Below are 18,185 nucleotides of genomic sequence, written 5' to 3'. Positions count from 1 at the left end.
TCAGCGGCGGCGCCACCGGAAGATCATTTCCGGGCGCCCCTGGCTGCCGTAGCGGGGAGCGCGATCAGCGACACCCTGCTCGACGAGGTGTTCAAGATAGCGGCGGGTGGTCACGCGCGCCATGCCAAGTTCGTCGGCGAGGTCACTCGCCGAGATGCCTGTCTCGGGATGCATTCGCAGAGCGTCGACTACAGCCGTCAAGGTCGTCTCGCTCATCCCCTTGGGGGGTGGTGCACTGTGTCCACCGCGCAGCGCGCCAAGTGCTCGGTCAACATCTTGCTGGGCGGTATCGGTGCCGGACTGGGTGAGCTGATCCCGGAACTCGCGGTAGCTCTCGAGCTTCGCCTTGAAGGCCGCGAAGGTAAACGGTTTCAGCAGGTAGTGAACGACGCCGTAGGCGACGACCGAGCGGACGATCTGCACATCGCGAGCCGACGTGATTGCGATGATGTCCACGAGGTGACCGCGGGCCCGGATCCCGCGGCATACATCGAGGCCCGTCATGTCGGGCAGATAGAAATCGAGCAGGATGAGGTCGACGTCGTGCGCCCCGAGGAACTCCCATGCCCGGGCCCCGCTGCTCACAACGCCTGCGACGGTGAACCCGCTCACACGCCCGACGTATTGAGCATGCGCGTCGGCGATACGCGCGTCATCTTCGACTATGAGCGTCTTGATCAACGGTCACCCCTACTGGCAGGGAGACGAACAGTGAACACGGTTCCCCCATTAACTTCCACATCAATGGTGCCGCTGTACTTGGCGAGTATCTGCTTGACGAGGGCTAACCCGAGCCCGCGCCCATGCGGCGCTTCCGCGGTTTTCGTGGACCAGCCGCGTGTGAAGATGTCGTCGATATGCTGAGAATCGACGCCTCGGCCGGTGTCCGTGACAGTCAGCACGAAGGCGTCTTCACCGGTAATCGCTGATACAGACACCCGGCGTGGCGGTGGGGCGGCGACAGCGGCATCGATAGCGTTATCGACGAGGTTGCCCACGATCGTGACCAGGTCTCTAGGGGAGACGTCCTGGACGGTGACGGCTGTGTCTTCCGAGATGACGAGTTCGACACCCTTTTCGTGCGCCTGCGCTGCCTTGCTGAGAAGCAGTGCGGCCAATGCTGGTTCGTCCACCGCCCCGAGGACGCGATCTGTCAGTTGCTGAGCAGCCTGAAGTTCAACGGTCGCGAACTCGACGGCCTTCTCCGGCTGACCCAGCTCGATCATGGTCACAACGGTGTGCAGGCGGTTCGCAGATTCGTGAGCCTGTGCGCGCAGCGCCTCGGCGAAGCCGCGGGCCGAGTCGAGCTCACCGGTGAGAGTCTCGAGTTCAGTATGGTCACGCAGGGTCGTGACGGTGCCGAGCGTCCGTGAGTCTTTCCGCGCAATTTCTGTGTTGACTACTAGTACGCGATCGTGGAAGACGATGAGCCGGTCAGAGACAGGCTCTCCACTGGTCAGCAGCAGTGTCATCGGTTCATCGAGCCCGAGCTCGCTAACCGGGCGGTTTTCCGCCGAGCCGGGCAGTCCGAGAAGACGCTGCGCCTCGTCATTGGCGAGAATGAGCCGGCCCCGGATATCGACGATGAGAAGCCCTTCGCGGACGGCGTGCAACACAGCGTCATGCTGTTCGTACATCCGCGTGATCTCGGCTGGGCCTAGTCCGAGTGTCTGGCGGCTGAGCCGCCGACTGATGAGTAATGTGCCGCCAGCGGCGATGAGGAGTGCTCCGCCCGCAGTGCCGAGTAGTACGGGAACTCGCTCTCGGACCTCTCGTCCGAGCTGCTGCTGAAGTATGCCGATCGACACAAGCGCAGTGATCTCGGCGCTGCCTTCAGTGGCGGGGCGGATGGGAACGACTGCGCGGACTGACGGGCCGAGTGTGCCCTCGTACTTTTCGGTGACGACCCCGCCCGCCAGTGCAGCGTCGATAGAACCGATGTATGGCTGCCCGATGAGTGCCTCGTCGGGGTGCGAAAAGCGAGTGCGGTCCGGCGCCATGAACACGATGAAGTCGCTCCCGGTTGCTGCTACGAGGGTTGATGCGAGTGGCTGAAGCTGGGCTGCCGGGTCGTCGCTTGCTAGCGCGTCGCGTACTTCCGCAAGTTCGGCGAGGGCCGACGCGAGCACGAGAACGCGCCGCTCGGCAGCAGCTTCGCTGATCCGTTTGGAGTCGAAGTACGCGAGAAGTGACCCGGCGATCACGAGAAGAGCGATGACCGCCAGCTGCAGAGCAAAGAGTTGCTGTGCCAGGCTGAGCGGTCGTCGCATCGTCCAAGTGTTCCAGATCTCGGCTGAACCCGGGGTGGGCTCAGAGGCTGATACCCATTCCCCAACTGCCCAGGAGGAGGACTGCGCCGGTGATCAGGAAGACGCCGATTATGTTCAGCCACACACCGGCGCGGATCATCTGGCCCATGGTGACGTATCCGGAGCCGAATACGATCGCGTTCGGCGGGGTGCCGACGGGGAGCATGAAGCTGCATGTCGCGGCGAATGCCGCAGGAACGAGGAGCAGCATCGGGTCGATCCCGAGACCGAGCGCGACTCCGCCGAGGACGGGCAGGAAGGTCGCCGCGGTGGCTGTGTTACTCGTCAGTTCAGTGAGGCCGAGGATCAGTAAGCACACGGCCGCGATCATCAGGACCGTAGGCAGCACGCCGAAGCCATCGACTTTGGTTCCGATGTAGGTGCTGAGACCCGTTTCCTGGACAGCCTTCGCGAGGCTCAGACCACCTCCGAAGAGCAGCAGCACACCCCAGGGGATGCCGGCCTGCGCGGTTTTCCAGTCCATCGCCATTGCGGCCCGGCCATTCTTGACAGCGGCGGGGATCATGAACAGGGCGATCGCCGCGGCGATACCGATGGTGGCGTCATCGAGGTTGGTGATGAACGGCAGCCGCGAGGTCAGTGCGTCCCACTCCGTCAGCGGAGTGCGGAAAACCCAGAGTGACGCTGTGGTCGCGAAGACCAGCAGAACCACCCATTCACCGCGTGACATCGGACCGAGTTTGTCGAGTTCGCGCTGGATGATTTCTTTCCCGCCAACGACGTTGGTCAGCTTCGTCGGGTAGATGACGCGGGTGAGCAGCAGCCAGGCGATCAAGAGGAAGACCACGGCCAGAGGTACACCGACCTTCATCCAGTCGGCGAAGGTGATAGTGATGTCTGAGTAGGTTTCCTCGATGAAGCCCGCGAGGATCAGGTTCGGGGGGCTGCCGATCAGAGTGGCAAGGCCACCGATGGTCGCGGCGAACGCGATCGCCAGCATGAGACTCGTGGCGAAGTTCTTTGTGTCTTTGTCAGCGAAGATATCGGATACTGGCCCGTTGCCTTCGGCCGCCGAATCGATGCCCTTCTTCGCGGCGACAAGAGCCAGGACACTGATGCCGATAGGGAGCATCATGAGGGTTGTCGCTGTGTTGCTCACCCACATCGACAGGAACGCGGTGGCAATCATGACACCGAGGATGAGTTGTCGCGGTTTCGTTCCCACAGCGCGCATCACAAGAAGTGCGATCCGTTTGTGCAGATTCCACTTTTGCATCGCGAGCGCGATGATGAAGCCACCCATGAACAAGAAGACCGTTGGTGAGGCGTAAGGAGCGGTGGCCTCGGAGAGTTCGAGCACCCCGAGGGTGGGGAACGCCACGATTGGCACAAGCGATGTCACGGACAGCGGCAGCGCTTCGGTCATCCACCACACTGCGATGACGATCGCCACGGCCGCAGTGATACGTGCGGCGCTCGAAAGCGCGTCGTCGGCAGGGATGAGCAAGTAGGCAGCGAGGCCAAGCGCAGGCCCGAGCAGTCGGCCGAACCAGAGTCTTCCTTGCGGAAGCAGGGCCTCGTCTGCCCCCGGGCGAGGACCGGCAGAGCCTCTGGCCCGTTCCTCCGCATCCTCTAGTGTTGTGGTGGTCATAGGTGACACCTCCGAAACGTGACTTCGCTTACGTTGTGAACTGAATGTGTCAGCTCTCACCACGGCTGTCGCTGTTGTGGTCTTAATGGTCGCGAACAGCGATTCGTCCGATTCACGTCACGGCCCGGGTTCGACAGCGTCACTGTCCCGTCCGGATTCCCGTAAGGTCAGTACCTGATTGTCCGACTGATTGCTTGCTTGCGTGATAACCGGAGGGTGGCATGCGGATAGGGATTCTCACAGGTGGCGGCGATTGCCCTGGGCTGAACGCAGTCATCCGGGCGATTGTCCGCACGAGCGAGAACCGTTATGGCAGTTCTGTCGTCGGGTTTCGGGATGGGTGGCGCGGCCTGCTCGAGGACCGGAAAGAGCGGCTTCGATTCGACGACCGAGTTGACTCGATACTCGCGCGCGGTGGCACCATTCTCGGTACCGCCCGGGTGAACCCAGAAATCCTTCGTTCGGGGCTGGACCGCATCCAGCAAACACTCGACGACAACGGGATTGATGTGCTCATCCCGATCGGCGGAGAAGGCACACTGACGGCGGCGCACTGGCTATCCGAATCGGGTGTCCCGGTCGTCGGAGTGCCGAAAACGATCGATAACGACATCGCGTGCACCGACTACACGTTCGGTTTCAACACCGCGCTCGCGATCGCGACGGAAGCGATCGACCGGCTGCACACCACGGCGGAGTCGCATCAGCGCGTCATGCTGGTCGAAGTGATGGGACGCCACGCTGGCTGGATCGCACTGCACTCCGGGCTCGCCGCCGGTGCGCACCTCACCCTCATTCCAGAGCAGCCTTTCGATGTCGAAGAGGTGTGCGCGATGGTCAAACGCCGGTTCCAGCGCGGCGACAGCCATTTCATCTGTGTGGTCGCCGAGGGCGCTGAACCGAAACCTGACTCAATGACGCTGCGTGAGGGCGGTGTCGACGAATTCGGCCATAAGCGGTTCACGGGGGTGGCGCAGCAACTCGGCGCGGAGATTGAGCGGCGCATCGGCAAGGAAGTTCGCACCACGGTGCTCGGTCACGTCCAGCGTGGCGGTACACCCACAGCGTACGACCGGGTTCTCGCGACGCGGTTCGGTATCAACGCGACTGACGCGGCGCACGCGGGAGAACACGGCAAGATGGTCGCGCTCCGGGGAAGCGAGATCGAGCTCGTTTCACTCGGTGAAGCCGTCGATCACCTGAAGGTGGTCCCGCAGAATAGCTACGACGAGGCCGCGGCATTCTTCGGCTGAAACTCGAATAGACTGCTCAGTCATGACTGCGAGCCCCCGGATCGACGCTCCCCGAAACGGACAGACTGTGGAACCGCTTGAATACGACGAGGTCCTCGAAATCTACGAGCCTGTGCTCGGTATGGAGGTCCATGTTGAGCTGCACACCGCTACCAAGATGTTCTGTCCGTGCCCGACCACTTTCGGTGCCGAACCGAACACCCAGGTGTGCCCTGTGTGCCTGGGGCTCCCTGGTGCACTCCCAGTTGTCAACAAAGCCGCAGTCGAATCGGCGATCCGGATCGGTCTCGCGCTGAACTGCTCGATCGCGCCATGGAGCCAGTTCGCGCGCAAGAACTATTTCTACCCAGATCAGCCCAAGAACTATCAGATCTCGCAGTACGAAGAACCGATTGCCTCCGACGGCTACCTCGATGTGGTGCTTGATGACGGCGAGACGTTCCGCGTCGGCGTTGAACGCGCCCACATGGAAGAAGACACCGGCAAGCTGCTTCACGTGGGGGGTGCGACCGGCCGGATCGAAGGCGCGACCCATTCACTGCTCGACTACAACCGTGCCGGTGTGCCGCTGATCGAAATCGTCAGCAAGCCAATAGAGGGAGCCGGGGCGCGGGCGCCGGAGGTGGCGCGTGCCTATGTGGGTGCGCTGCGAGACCTGCTGAAAGCGCTCGACGTGTCCGACGTTCGAATGGACCAGGGCTCGCTGCGCTGTGACGCGAACGTGTCGCTCAAGCCAATCGGGGCGAAAGAGTTCGGTACCCGCACCGAGACGAAAAACGTTAACTCGCTGAAGAGTGTTGAAGTAGCGGTGCGTTACGAAATGCGCCGTCAAGCAGCGGTTCTGCAGGCGGGCGGCGAGATCATTCTGGAGACGCGGCACTTCCAGGAAGCCGGCGGGACCACCAGCGCGGGACGACCGAAAGAAACCGCCGACGACTACAGGTACTTCCCAGACCCCGATCTGCAGCCTGTCGAGCCTGCTGCTGAATGGATCGAGGAACTACGCGGTACCCTCCCGGAGCTCCCCTGGATCCGCCGTGCGCGGATTCAGGCAGACTGGGGCGTGTCCGCCGAGGTGATGCGCGACATCATTAATGCCGGCGCCCTTGACCTGATCATTGCAACCGTGGATGCGGGCGCACCTGCCGAGGCCGCGCGCTCCTGGTGGGTCTCGTATTTGACACAGAAAGCCAACGTCGAAGGGGTTGGATTAGAAGAACTGCCGATCACCCCCGCGCACGTCGCTGCCGTCGCCGAGCTTGTCAGCAGCGGCAAGCTGACCAACAAACTCGCGCGTGAGGTTGTAGACGGTGTTCTCGCTGGTGAGGGTGACCCGGAGACTGTGATGAAGTCGCGCGGCCTCGAGATCGTGCGTGACGACTCGGTGCTGCAGAAAGCTGTCGACGATGCGATCGCCGCCAACCCGGGAATCGTCGAGAAGATTCGCAGCGGCAAGGTGCAGGCGGCAGGCGCGATTGTCGGTGCTGTCATGAAGGCAACCAAGGGTCAGGCCGACCCCGCACGAGTCAAGGAACTCGTCATCGAAGCGTGTGGGCAGTCCTGAGTAGCTTTTAGTCGGGGCTGATTCCGCCGCCCCCGTCCGGCGGAATAATGAATACCCGGTCATCGCTGTCGACGGGGTCCCCAGAGGCCTTGTTCACCGTCCCAGCCCACACTTCGCCCTCAGGCCCCCGGGCGGCACCGTAAACCTGACCGTATCGGCCTTCCACCGCGAAGACTGGGTCGCCGGTGACAATGCCTGTCTCATCGCTGATTTCGACGAAACTCACGGCTTCGCCGCCAACGAGCGCCACGGCGATCTCGTTATCCAGTGCCGCGCACTGCGAGGTTCCGGGTGAGTCGCTCCACACCCACAGGGGTTCGAGCGAGCCGGCGTCGCCCACGCGGACGAGGCGATCACCGCCGGGCGTGCGGTCGGTCGCGTATAGCGTGCCGGTGACGGGGTCTGTGCACGCGCCGCCCGTACCGGTGAGGCCGATCGCGACGATCTGAGGGTCGCCCGGGTTTGCAGGGGACGGCGACGCGAGCCGCAGTATCTTCCCCGCGAGTGATCCAGGATTTGCCGCCGCGGCGGGATCTCCCGCATCGCCGGTGCGGATGACCAGGCCGCCGGCAGCGTCGAACGAGATAGACCCACCATTGCCGGTACTGCCCTTGGGGATGCCGGTAAGGACGGGACGGGGAGTGTCGCCCGGAGCGACACGCACGACCCGGTTATCGGAAGGCGTCGAGATATAGGCGAAAAGCAGCCGATCCTCAAAGAACGTAGGGGACAGGGCGACATCGAGGAGCCCGCCATCCCCGCTGCCGTCGACGTCGATCTGAGTGAACTCGTCCGGTTCGGTTTCCGGCGCGACAGTGAGGACCCTTCCCGTCGTCCGCTCGGATACGAGGGCGGCACCGCCCCCCGGCAGCACCGTGAGGCCTGCCGTCGGTTCAAGGCAGGTGGCTACCACGGCCGGGTCGGGATCAACGCAGGGACCTTCTTCTTCCGGAGCCTCGTCTTCAGTGGTCGGCGTCTGGTTGGGGTCGGGCGGAACGAGTTCCGCGAAACCGCCGGCGGTGGGTTCGGGTTCAAATGGCGATGCGAGCGAGTCGTCAAACCTCGCGCACCCGCTGAGTGCAACGAAACCGAGCAGGCCTGCTGTGACCGCCATGGTCGCCGCCGGACGTGCCCGATGCGCATGTGACATGCCACCAACGTAACCGAAAACACGCCGTCCTTCCGTGGCACGCCACATGCCTACCGGACTCAGCCCCCCTTTCGGACCTACGCTGGTGACCATGACCGACAAGCGTGATGACGCCAGCGATCCGCAGCCGTATGACGCCCCAGCGACCGCCCCTAGTCCCTTCGATCAGAACACCGAGGAGATTCCGGCGAAGGGTGCTGCTGACGCGGATTCTGGGCCGGCGACGGAAGCGATACCCAGCGTCCAGCCTGATGACCAGAGTGGGGGTTTTGGCCGTGCCGCAGGCGACAGTGACACGGCACCTGGCTTTGCCTGGTCGCGTCCAGGGACAGATACGGGGGCGGCAACCGCACCCGTGGCCACGCCGGGCCAATACAGCGCTCAGGTGACGCGCGGGCGCCCGCCACGCCCTTCAGCCACGGCTGGCTACACTCCGCTGGTTGATGACGATGACCTTGGTCTTCGCGAGTCTGAAGCGACTGAGCAAATCCCAGTTCAGGACCCGGCCCCGCCGCAGGCATACAGCAGCGCTCACACCGAGATCCTAGAGAGGCCTGAAGAGATGTCGTATGTTCCGGGCGGTCCGGGTGCTGCGACCGGCCCGTTCGCGCCCCAGCAGCCCTATGGAGAGCAGGATCTGTGGGGGGCCGGGGCGGCTGGGGCGCAGGCTGCCTATAGCCCCACGCAGGACGACATGCAGCGAGAACCAGTCGCGGTCCCGCCAGCTCAGGTAGTCCCAGAGGGGCGCGGCACCCTCGAATTCGGTTTGTTCATTTTGCGCCTGCTGGTAGGCGGTGCGCTGATTGCTGATGGTGTAAGGCACCTGCTCGGGCAGTCTGGTGGACTCGGCATGGGTGGCCTTGAAACGTTGTTCACCGACGCGGGTTATCAGTCCGCGAGCATCGTCGCGATCGCGGTGATGAGCGCCCAGATAGGCGGCGGCTTGCTCCTGCTCCTCGGACTGGCGACACCAGTGGGTGCAGCGGTGTCGGTCGCAGCCCTGATGAACGTGTGGCTGGCTCACCAAACTGCAGAGCCGGGCCTGCAGGGCATCGGCACACCCGAACTAGAAGTGGCGCTCGTGCTCGCCGTCGCCGCAGGCGCGCTCGCCCTCACCGGTCCCGGACGCATCAGCATGGAACGCAGCGCAGGATGGTCGACACGGCCACGCTGGGGGTCGAGTGTTCTCCTGTTCCTCGGCATTGTCGGCGGCGCGTGCGCGTGGATCTTCCTCAGCGGACAAGTCTGAGCCATCCGCTGAGAATCGGGAAGGATTTTCCCTCGCCACGAGGGTAAATCCTTCCCGATTGTGTTTCCAGGTCAGCGGACCTCGCGCACCGCACCCCGGTCGGCCGAGGTGGCCAGCGCGGCATAGGCGCGCAGCGCCGTGGTAACCGGACGCTGCCGCTCGCGCGGATGCCAAGGACGTTCTGCGGCCTCCATTTTGGCGCGCCGCTCCGCGAGCACATCCTCGTTGATGAGCAGCGCGAGTGTGCGGCTGCGGATATCGATCAGGATCTGGTCTCCATCCTCGACGAGGCCGATTGCGCCACCTGCGGCCGCTTCTGGCGACATGTGTCCGACCGAAATGCCTGAGGTCCCGCCAGAGAAGCGTCCGTCGGTGATGAGCGCACATTTCGCGCCCAGCCCGGCACCCTTGAGGAATGCCGTGGGGTGCAGCATTTCCTGCATTCCCGGCCCGCCTGCGGGGCCCTCGTACCGGACGACGAGGATGTCCCCGGGCTGGATCTCGCGCCGGAGGATGACGCTGACTGCTTCTTCCTGGCTCTCGACCACGCGCGCGGGCCCCTGGAAACGCCACAGCGCCTCGTCGATCCCGGCTGTTTTGATCACGGCGCCATTCGGTGCGAGGTTCCCGCGGAGCACAGCAAGCCCGCCGTCCTTCGTGTACGCGTGTTCCACGTCCCGAATACATCCGCCTTCTGCGTCGATATCGGGGGAGGCCCAGACGTTCGACGTGGAGAAGGGTTCGGTGGTTCGGACTCCGCCAGGTGCGGCAAGAAATAGTGCCCGTGCTTCCTCGCTCGCGTGCGGTGAGCGGATGTCCCAAGCGTCGAGCCATTCACCCATCGACGGGGTGTGCACGGTGCTGAGAGAGTCGTCGAGCAGACCGCCGCGCCGCAGCTCACCCAGAATGGCGGGGATCCCGCCAGCGCGATGCACATCCTCCATGTGGTAGTCGGAGTTCGGTGAGACCTTCGCGAGGCAGGGCACCTTGCGGCTGATCGCATCGATGTCTTCGAGGGTGAAATCGATCTCGCCTTCTTCAGCGGCGGCGAGGATGTGCAGAACAGTATTCGTGGACCCGCCCATTGCCACGTCGAGCGCCATCGCGTTACCGAAAGCGGCCTTGGTTGCGATGTTGCGCGGAAGGACTGACTCGTCGTCGTCACGGTAGTACCGGGTTGCTGCGTCGACGATGACTTTTCCGGCGCGGGTGAATAGCTCGCGACGGTATGCATGCGTCGCGAGCGTCGAGCCGTTGCCGGGCAACGCGAGGCCAAGCGCCTCAGTGAGGCAATTCATGGAGTTGGCGGTGAACATCCCGGAACAGGAGCCGCAGGTCGGGCAGGCGGACCGCTCGACTTCATCGAGCCCAGCATCGTCTACCGCGGGGTTGGCACTCGCGGAGATCGCCGTCACGAGGTCCGTGGGCGCGTGTGCCACGCCGTCGACGACGACTGCTTTGCCTGCTTCCATCGGCCCGCCGGAGACGAAAACGGTGGGTATGTTGAGGCGCATCGCTGCGTTGAGCATTCCCGGTGTGATCTTGTCGCAGTTCGAGATGCACACCAGCGCATCGGCGGTGTGTGCGTTGACCATGTACTCGACTGAGTCGGCGATGATTTCCCGGCTCGGCAGTGAATAGAGCATGCCGCCGTGGCCCATGGCAATGCCGTCGTCGACGGCGATGGTGTGGAACTCGCGCGCGACTCCGCCCGCTTCGCGGATCGCCTCAGCAACGATCTCGCCGAGATTCTTGAGGTGCACATGGCCTGGTACGAACTGGGTGTACGAGTTGGCGATGGCTACGATCGGCTTCCCGAAATCGGTGTCGGTCATACCGGTCGCGCGCCATAGAGCGCGGGCGCCGGCTGCGTTTCGGCCGACGGTTGTTGTGCGGGATCTCAAGGGCGGCATGGTGCTGAGTACCTCGTTGTCGGAAAAGTGGGGGAACCGATCACTCTAGGCAGTGTCAGTTCCGGACTCGATTTATTTTTGGGCGGACGCGTGCAGGTCGGGGATCCGGCCACCGCTCAGCGGCGTGATCTTCGGCAGATCATTGAACGTCACAGCAGGCAGCGGGACTGAACTTCCGTCGTGGAGGACTGCGCGGGCTGACTTGTACTTGGGGAAGGTGAGCCCTTTGATGTCGCTCCAGGAAATGTGACGTGTGCCGCGCAAGGTTCGTATATCAATGGCGCTCTCAGATACCCTTGTACGGACTCGCAAAATCCAGATTGCGAGAACAATCGGGATTGCGCCGAGCCATCCGAACAGGACGGGCTGGGCACTCGCCGGGACAGCTACACACACAGCGAGGAGGAGGACTCCCAGCAACGTCAGTCGCGAGATGCGGATGGTTTCCACTTGCCGTTCTCGCTGCGGCAGCGGGACTTGTGGTTCTGCTGGCTTTACTGAGTCTGCGTCGGGCACCCCTCCATACTTGCATCCCGGTCCAAACACCCCCGTCCAGGCATCCCAAAATGTGGGATGCAGGGATGAACCAGATTGACGCCAGGAGCAGGTCTTCATTAGCGTCGGTCGCGTGAACATAACTGCGGTACTCGTAATCGGCTTGCGCGTCGTCGCCTGAGTCGTTTTCGAACGTATCCGCCAGCACGACGCGCACCCTCGTTCCGCAGAGACCTGCGAGCGGGGGTTTTTTCGTGCCCGCAGTAGCATGTGGAGTGATCCAGATCACGGCACGAACCGAGGATTGCCGGAACCAACAAGAGGAACTTGCAGTGAGTGCACCGACAGCACGGCCAACGCCAGGCCCGCAGCCAGGACATTCCGCCGCGGGACACGCTTCCGCGCGGCAGAGTGACGCCAGCGGTGCCCAGAGTGGGCAGCGCACCGACACAGGAGTGGGGGCGACGCCGGCTAGTTTGCCGACGACCCGTCCCGGAGCGCCTGAACGAATGACGGGAGCCCACGCGGTCGTACGATCGCTTGAAGAGCTCCACGCGGACATCGTGTTCGGTATTCCCGGCGGCGCGATCCTCCCGGTATACGACCCGATGCTCGATTCCAAGAAGGTGCGCCATGTGCTTGTGAGGCATGAGCAGGGTGCCGGTCACGCCGCGACTGGCTACGCCCAGGCCACCGGCAAGGTCGGTGTGTGTATGGCGACGTCAGGGCCCGGCGCCACCAACCTCGTCACACCACTCGCGGACGCCTACATGGACTCGGTGCCGATGGTGGCAATCACAGGCCAGGTCGGCCGCCCGCTTATCGGTACGGACGGCTTCCAGGAAGCCGACATCGCCGGTATCACAATGCCGGTGACGAAACACAACTTCCTCGTCACGGAAGGCGACGACATCCCGCGGGTGATCGCAGAAGCCTTCTACCTTGCGTCAAGCGGACGTCCCGGACCGGTTCTCGTCGACATTCCCAAGGACGTGTTGCAGGGCGACATGAACTTCGTCTGGCCGCCAGAGATGCGCCTGCCCGGGTACCGCCCGGTGACCAAACCGCATGGCAAGCAGGTGCGTGAGGCGTCCCGCCTGATCGCTGCGGCGAAGAAGCCGGTGCTGTACGTCGGCGGCGGTGTTATGAAGGCAGAAGCCTCGGAACAGCTGCTGAAGCTCGCGGAACTGAGCGGCATCCCCGTCGTCACCACGCTGATGGCACGCGGCGCCTTCCCTGACAGCCACGACCTGAACCTCGGCATGCCCGGCATGCACGGCACCGTCGCGGCGGTTGCGGCGCTGCAGCGGAGTGACCTCCTGATCACGCTCGGTGCGCGGTTCGACGACCGTGTCACAGGTAAGCTGTCGACCTTTGCGCCAGATGCGAAGATCATCCACGCTGACATCGACCCGGCCGAAATCGGGAAGAACCGCCACGCGGATGTGCCCATCGTGGGTGACTGCAAGGAAGTTATCGTCGAGCTCACCGACGCGATCGCGTCGGACCGCCAAACCGGCCGTGTCCCAGACATTTCCGAGTGGTGGGCGTACCTGAGCGGTGTGCGGGAAACGTACCCGCTGAGCTACGGCCCGCAGAGTGATGGTTCGCTGTCACCGGAGTACGTCATTGAGCAGCTCGGGAAGCTCGCCGGTCCGGAGGCCGTATACGTGGCCGGAGTGGGCCAGCATCAGATGTGGGCAGCGCAGTTCATCCGGTACGAGAAGCCGCGCACGTGGCTGAACTCGGGTGGTCTCGGGACGATGGGGTACGCCGTTCCTGCTGCGATGGGCGCCAAAATGGGCGTGCCGGACACTGAAGTGTGGGCGATCGACGGTGATGGCTGCTTCCAGATGACCAACCAGGAGCTCGCCACCTGCGCGATTGAAGGTGTGCCGATCAAGGTTGCGCTCATCAACAACGGCAACCTCGGCATGGTGCGCCAGTGGCAGAACCTCTTCTACGAGGAGCGCTACTCCAGCACCGATCTCTCAACCCACTCCCTGCGCATCCCGGATTTCGTCAAGCTGGCCGAGGCCCTCGGCTGCGTGGGCATTCGTGTCGACAAGGAAGAAGACGTCATCCCCGCCATCAAGAAGGCGCAAGAGATCAACGACCGACCCGTCGTTATCGACTTCATTGTCGGTGCTGACGCTCAGGTGTGGCCGATGGTCGCAGCGGGCACCAGCAATACGGAAATCATGGCTGCCCGCGGCATCCGGCCGCTGTTCGACGAAGATGAGTCCGCCGGAGAGTCGCCGGCAAAGCTCCACAGCGTCATTCAGACTGAAGACCAGGCTGTCGCATACCGGGAGCAGCAGCGCAAACAAAGTGCAGAAGGGGACGACACCAAGTGAGAACTACGCACACGCTCAGCGTTCTCGTCGAGGACAAACCAGGCGTGCTAGCACGAGTGGCGTCCCTGTTCTCCCGCCGGGGGTTCAACATCGAGTCCCTCGCGGTGGGGCCGACCGAAATCAAGGGAATGTCACGGATGACCATTGTCGTCATCGTCGATGAACAACCCCTTGAGCAGGTCACCAAGCAGTTGAACAAGCTCATCAACGTCCTGAAGATTGTCGAACAGGACTCCGAGAACTCGGTGGCTCGTGAGCTGGTTCTGATCAAGGTCCGGGCGGACACCGCTTCACGCGCGCAGGTGATCGAGGCTGCACAGCTCTTCCGGGCGAAAATCGTCGACGTCTCGCCAGAATCGCTCACCATCGAAGCTACTGGCACCCCGGTGAAGCTCGAAGCACTCCTCAAGGTGCTCGAACCTTTCGGAATCCGGGAGCTCGTCCAGTCAGGCGTCGTCGCTTTGGGGCGCGGTCCCAAGTCCATCAGCGCGACCCGCTAGCCTCATCCGGGGTGTCGCCTCACGATAATCGGTACTCAAGGCGGCGCTCCGGATACATCGTTTAACCGTGTGCGGCGCGATCGCCCGTACCTCACTAATGTAGAAGGGAATCCACACGTGGCCGTCGAGATTTTCTATGACGACGATGCCGACCTGTCGATCATCCAGGGTCGCAAGGTGGCCGTTATTGGATACGGTAGCCAGGGACACGCGCACTCGCTGAGCCTTCGGGACTCAGGTGTCGATGTGCGCGTCGGCCTCAAGGAAGGTTCGAAGTCCCGGGCAAAGGCGGAGGAGCAGGGTCTGCAGGTCCTCACCCCGGCAGAAGCTGCCGAGTGGGCTGACGTGATCATGATCCTGGCGCCGGACACCGCCCAGGCTTCGATCTACACGAACGACATCGAGCCGAACCTCAAGGACGGTGACGCGCTCTTCTTCGGTCACGGTCTGAACATCCGCTTCGGGCTGATCAAACCGCCCGCTGAGGTCACTGTTGCGATGGTCGCGCCGAAGGGCCCGGGCCACCTCGTTCGCCGTCAGTTCGAAGACGGCAAGGGTGTTCCCGCGCTCGTTGCAATTGAGCAGGATCCCAAGGGCGAGGGTCTCGCACTAGGCCTGTCGTATGCGAAGGGTATCGGCGGAACCCGTGCGGGTGTCATCAAGACCACGTTCGCTGAGGAGACCGAAACCGACCTGTTCGGTGAGCAGGCTGTGCTCTGCGGTGGCACGGAAAGGCTGGTTCAGACCGGCTTCGAGGTGCTGATCGAAGCTGGCTATGCGCCTGAAATCGCCTACTTCGAGTGCCTTCATGAGCTCAAGCTCATCGTTGACCTCATGTACGAGGGCGGAATCGGACGGATGAACTACTCCGTTTCTGACACAGCTGAGTTTGGCGGGTACCTCTCCGGGCCCCGGGTCATCGATGCGGACACCAAGTCACGCATGCAGGACATCTTGGCTGACATCACGTCAGGCAAGTTCGTTGAGCGTCTCGTGGCGAACGTCGAAAACGGCAACAAGGAACTCGAGCAGCTGCGCAAAGAGAATGCGGAGCATCCGATCGAGGTCGTGGGCGCAAAGCTTCGTGGTCTGATGAGCTGGGTTGACCGGCCGATCACCGAAACCGCCTGATCAAGCACGACACAAGCAACGGGGCGTCACTCGCTGAGAGTGACGCCCCGTTTGTCGTGTCAGCATGGACGGACTAGATCGGGCGGAAGCCCGCTCCCGGTCCACCTGCGACAAATGCATCCGCAAGAACGGCTTCCATGTTGATGCTGATCTTCGGTCCGACGCACGGGACCAGGAAGTAGGCGCTGACTAGACCGATCAGCTGCGTGCCTCGAGTGACTGGGCCGCCGGAGTCTCCCTCAGACACGCACACCAGCCCCCAGGTCTCGTTGTAGACAGGATCAACGAACACTGAGATCCCGCAGGTGTGGCCAGTCGAGCGGCCTTGCTTGCAGACCAATTCCGGGAAGTGTGCAGGCCCGCCGGTACCCGTGATTGTGGTGGGCCCAACCGTGCGGACGGGGTTCACACGGGCTGGGTCGAACACGATCACCGCGTAGTCGAGGACGCCGTTGGTGCGGGCAATGTTGCCCACAACACCGGCCCCTGGTGTCGCTTCCGCGGTGACAGGGGCGCCCGGTCCGCCGCAGTGGCCCGCGGTGAAGCCAACAAGCCGGCCGCCGTTGTCGTAACCGATGGTGGTCAGGGTGCACAGGAAGTCGCCTCCGACGACAATCCCGGAGCCGCCGCCGAGGGTGGCTCGTGCCTGCTGCGCCTGGGCAGCGGGGAGGCTTACGAAAAGCGCCGCGAAGACGGCGATACTCACGATGAGGAACCGTTTCATCCAGCCACCCCTTGTCTCATGCCTGGCCGCAGCGAATATTTGTCCGCTTTCAAGCGACGTGTCAACTATCACAGGCTGAGAGTACGTGACCGGATCGATATGCAGTTGTAATTGGTTGGCCTAAGTACTTGGTACGGATCCGTCCGGCCCCGCACGCTTCCGCTATGTGAGATCGGGGGCTGCGGTGTGGAATGTGGTAGGGCCGCAGACTAGGCTATCTGCGGTCAGCGTGAACGCCGAGTGCACCTTACCTAGTGCGGGGCAGCCCGGCGCACGCAATTAACGAGTCTTTTGAGCACTGAATGAGGAGAGTTCGCACGTGACACCATCTGGCCGTCCGGTAGTTCTGATCGCGGACAAGCTCGCACCGTCCACCGTCGACGCGCTTGGTGGTGATGTAGAGGTCCGTTGGGTTGATGGTCCGAACAAGCCGGCCCTGCTCGAAGCCGTTGCCGACGCTGACGCGCTGCTCGTGCGGTCCGCGACGACGGTGGATGAGGCAGTTCTCGCCGCAGCGCCCAAGCTGAAGATCGTGGCACGCGCCGGTGTCGGTCTCGACAACGTCGACGTTCCCGCAGCCACCGCACGCGGTGTCATGGTGGTGAATGCTCCAACGTCGAACATCCACAGCGCTGCCGAGCATGCATTCGCGTTGCTGATGGCCACTGCGCGCCAAATCCCCGCCGCCGACCTCACGCTGCGTGGCCGTGAGTGGAAGCGCAGCAGCTTCAACGGAACCGAAATCTTCGGAAAGACCGTGGGTGTGGTCGGTCTTGGGCGTATCGGTCAGCTCTTTGCACAGCGGGTCGCTGCGTTCGAAACGAACGTCATCGCCTATGACCCGTACGTTTCCCCTGCTCGCGCCGGTCAGCTAGGCATTGAACTCGTCACTCTCGCCGAGCTTCTCGAGCGCGCCGACATGATCTCGATCCACCTTCCTAAGACGCCGGAAACCAAGGGCCTGATCGGCGCGGCGGAACTTGCGCGCACTAAGAAGGGCGTCATCATCGTCAACGCCGCGCGCGGTGGGCTGATTGATGAGACCGCGCTGGCCGACGCCGTCAAGAGCGGCCAGGTGAAAGCCGCCGGCATCGACGTGTTCGCCACCGAACCGTGCACGGATAGCCCGCTGTATGACCTGCCCCAGGTTGTCGTGACGCCCCACCTTGGAGCCTCGACGTCCGAGGCCCAGGATCGTGCGGGAACAGATGTGGCAAAAAGCGTTCAGCTCGCACTAGCGGGTGAGTTCGTGCCGGACGCGGTGAACGTCGCGGGCGGGCCGGTAGCCGAGGAAGTTGCGCCGTGGCTCGAGATTGTGCGGAAGCTCGGGGTGCTCGCCGGGGTGCTGTCACCTGAGCGGCCGGCGAGCGTTCTGGTGGATGTGCGGGGCGAGTTGGCGAGCGAAGATGTCGACATTCTGAAGCTGTCGGTTCTGCGTGGCCTGTTCTCCGCGGTCATCGATGATTCGGTGACGTTCGTGAACGCTCCCGCGATCGCCGAGGAGCGCGGTGTCAAAGCTGAGGTCACTACGACAGCGGAGAGCCCCAATCACCGCAGCGTGGTGGATGTGAAGCTCGTGCTCAGTGACGGTGACATCATCAACGTCGCAGGCACCCTGACCGGACCTGCCCGTGTCGAGAAAATCGTCAACATCAACGGCCGCAACTTTGACATGCGCGCGGAGGGCATCAACCTCCTCATCCACTATGACGACCAGCCTGGTGCTCTCGGCAAGATCGGCACCCGCCTGGGCGAGGCCGGTATCAATGTTCTCGCCGCTCAGCTCAGCCAGGACACGGACGGTCCTCGCGCCACGATCCTGCTTCGTATCGACCGTGACGTTCCGCAGGAGGTCCGGGATTCGATCGCTGCTGGAGTCGCTGCGTCGAGCATCGACGTCATCGTGCTGGACTGATCGGGGACCACGA

Annotated in this window: 14 protein-coding genes; 7 read left to right on the top strand and 7 right to left on the bottom strand. The window is 63.2% G+C overall.

Annotated elements, in window-relative coordinates; genetic code table 11:
• The 3 genes from AS9A_RS15425 to AS9A_RS15415 are packed head-to-tail and all read right to left on the bottom strand — an operon-like array spanning position 1 to position 3,921.
• Positions 1 to 681, bottom strand: a complete 681-nt coding sequence (locus tag AS9A_RS15425) for a response regulator (protein WP_013808000.1) — start codon at positions 679 to 681, stop codon at positions 1 to 3.
• A complete protein-coding gene (locus AS9A_RS15420) occupies positions 678 to 2,270 on the bottom strand; it encodes a sensor histidine kinase (RefSeq protein ID WP_013807999.1) in 1,593 nt (530 codons plus the stop codon). The genes AS9A_RS15425 and AS9A_RS15420 overlap by 4 nt, the downstream gene beginning before the upstream one ends.
• A gap of 40 nt (positions 2,271 to 2,310) precedes the next feature.
• On the bottom strand, positions 2,311 to 3,921 hold the full coding sequence (locus AS9A_RS15415) for an SLC13 family permease (RefSeq protein WP_013807998.1): 1,611 nt from the start codon (positions 3,919 to 3,921) through the stop codon (positions 2,311 to 2,313).
• A gap of 221 nt (positions 3,922 to 4,142) precedes the next feature.
• Here AS9A_RS15415 and AS9A_RS15410 point away from each other — a divergent pair, with 221 nt between their 5' ends.
• The gene (locus tag AS9A_RS15410) at positions 4,143 to 5,174 is read left to right on the top strand and encodes an ATP-dependent 6-phosphofructokinase (RefSeq protein WP_013807996.1); all 1,032 of its coding nucleotides are present in this window, start codon (positions 4,143 to 4,145) and stop codon (positions 5,172 to 5,174) included.
• Positions 5,175 to 5,196: 22 nt separating this feature from the next.
• Positions 5,197 to 6,738, top strand: a complete 1,542-nt coding sequence (gene gatB / locus AS9A_RS15405; protein WP_049793747.1) for an Asp-tRNA(Asn)/Glu-tRNA(Gln) amidotransferase subunit GatB — start codon at positions 5,197 to 5,199, stop codon at positions 6,736 to 6,738.
• A gap of 7 nt (positions 6,739 to 6,745) precedes the next feature.
• Here gatB and AS9A_RS15400 read toward each other — a convergent pair whose 3' ends face one another.
• On the bottom strand, positions 6,746 to 7,888 hold the full coding sequence (locus tag AS9A_RS15400; protein ID WP_041452028.1) for a PQQ-dependent sugar dehydrogenase: 1,143 nt from the start codon (positions 7,886 to 7,888) through the stop codon (positions 6,746 to 6,748).
• A gap of 91 nt (positions 7,889 to 7,979) precedes the next feature.
• On the opposite strand from AS9A_RS15400, the gene AS9A_RS22805 reads away from it, so the two are divergent.
• Entirely contained in the window at positions 7,980 to 9,137 is a 1,158-nt protein-coding gene (locus AS9A_RS22805; protein ID WP_049793746.1) for a DoxX family membrane protein, read from the top strand.
• A 71-nt stretch (positions 9,138 to 9,208) separates the two neighbouring features.
• On the opposite strand, the gene ilvD is transcribed toward AS9A_RS22805, so the two are convergent.
• Both ilvD and AS9A_RS24170 read right to left on the bottom strand, forming a co-directional pair.
• Entirely contained in the window at positions 9,209 to 11,050 is a 1,842-nt protein-coding gene (ilvD, locus tag AS9A_RS15390) for a dihydroxy-acid dehydratase (RefSeq protein WP_041451133.1), read from the bottom strand.
• A 72-nt stretch (positions 11,051 to 11,122) separates the two neighbouring features.
• Positions 11,123 to 11,566 (bottom strand): PH domain-containing protein, encoded by a 444-nt coding sequence (locus tag AS9A_RS24170; protein WP_049793745.1) that lies wholly within the window; start codon positions 11,564 to 11,566, stop codon positions 11,123 to 11,125.
• A 311-nt stretch (positions 11,567 to 11,877) separates the two neighbouring features.
• Here AS9A_RS24170 and AS9A_RS15380 point away from each other — a divergent pair, with 311 nt between their 5' ends.
• The 3 genes from AS9A_RS15380 (at position 11,878) to ilvC (ending at position 15,533) form a co-directional block, all read left to right on the top strand.
• Positions 11,878 to 13,902 carry an acetolactate synthase large subunit gene (locus AS9A_RS15380; RefSeq protein ID WP_041451132.1) on the top strand — a complete coding sequence of 675 codons (2,025 nt, stop codon included), beginning with the start codon at positions 11,878 to 11,880 and terminating at the stop codon, positions 13,900 to 13,902.
• Positions 13,899 to 14,402 carry an acetolactate synthase small subunit gene (gene ilvN, locus AS9A_RS15375; protein ID WP_041451131.1) on the top strand — a complete coding sequence of 168 codons (504 nt, stop codon included), beginning with the start codon at positions 13,899 to 13,901 and terminating at the stop codon, positions 14,400 to 14,402. The genes AS9A_RS15380 and ilvN overlap by 4 nt, the downstream gene beginning before the upstream one ends.
• A 117-nt stretch (positions 14,403 to 14,519) precedes the next feature.
• On the top strand, positions 14,520 to 15,533 hold the full coding sequence (gene ilvC, locus AS9A_RS15370; protein ID WP_013807988.1) for a ketol-acid reductoisomerase: 1,014 nt from the start codon (positions 14,520 to 14,522) through the stop codon (positions 15,531 to 15,533).
• A 73-nt stretch (positions 15,534 to 15,606) separates the two neighbouring features.
• On the opposite strand, the gene AS9A_RS15365 is transcribed toward ilvC, so the two are convergent.
• Positions 15,607 to 16,257 carry a chymotrypsin family serine protease gene (locus AS9A_RS15365; protein WP_041451130.1) on the bottom strand — a complete coding sequence of 217 codons (651 nt, stop codon included), beginning with the start codon at positions 16,255 to 16,257 and terminating at the stop codon, positions 15,607 to 15,609.
• Positions 16,258 to 16,576: 319 nt separating this feature from the next.
• Between AS9A_RS15365 and serA the strand changes: the two genes are divergently transcribed.
• Positions 16,577 to 18,172: a phosphoglycerate dehydrogenase gene (serA, locus tag AS9A_RS15360; RefSeq protein WP_013807986.1), complete on the top strand. Its 1,596-nt coding sequence runs from the start codon at positions 16,577 to 16,579 to the stop codon at positions 18,170 to 18,172.
• Positions 18,173 to 18,185: the final 13 nt, after the last annotated feature.

Source organism: Hoyosella subflava DQS3-9A1, assembly GCF_000214175.1.
Taxonomy (GTDB): domain Bacteria; phylum Actinomycetota; class Actinomycetes; order Mycobacteriales; family Mycobacteriaceae; genus Hoyosella; species Hoyosella subflava.
This window is presented reverse-complemented; position numbering and strand designations above follow the sequence as displayed.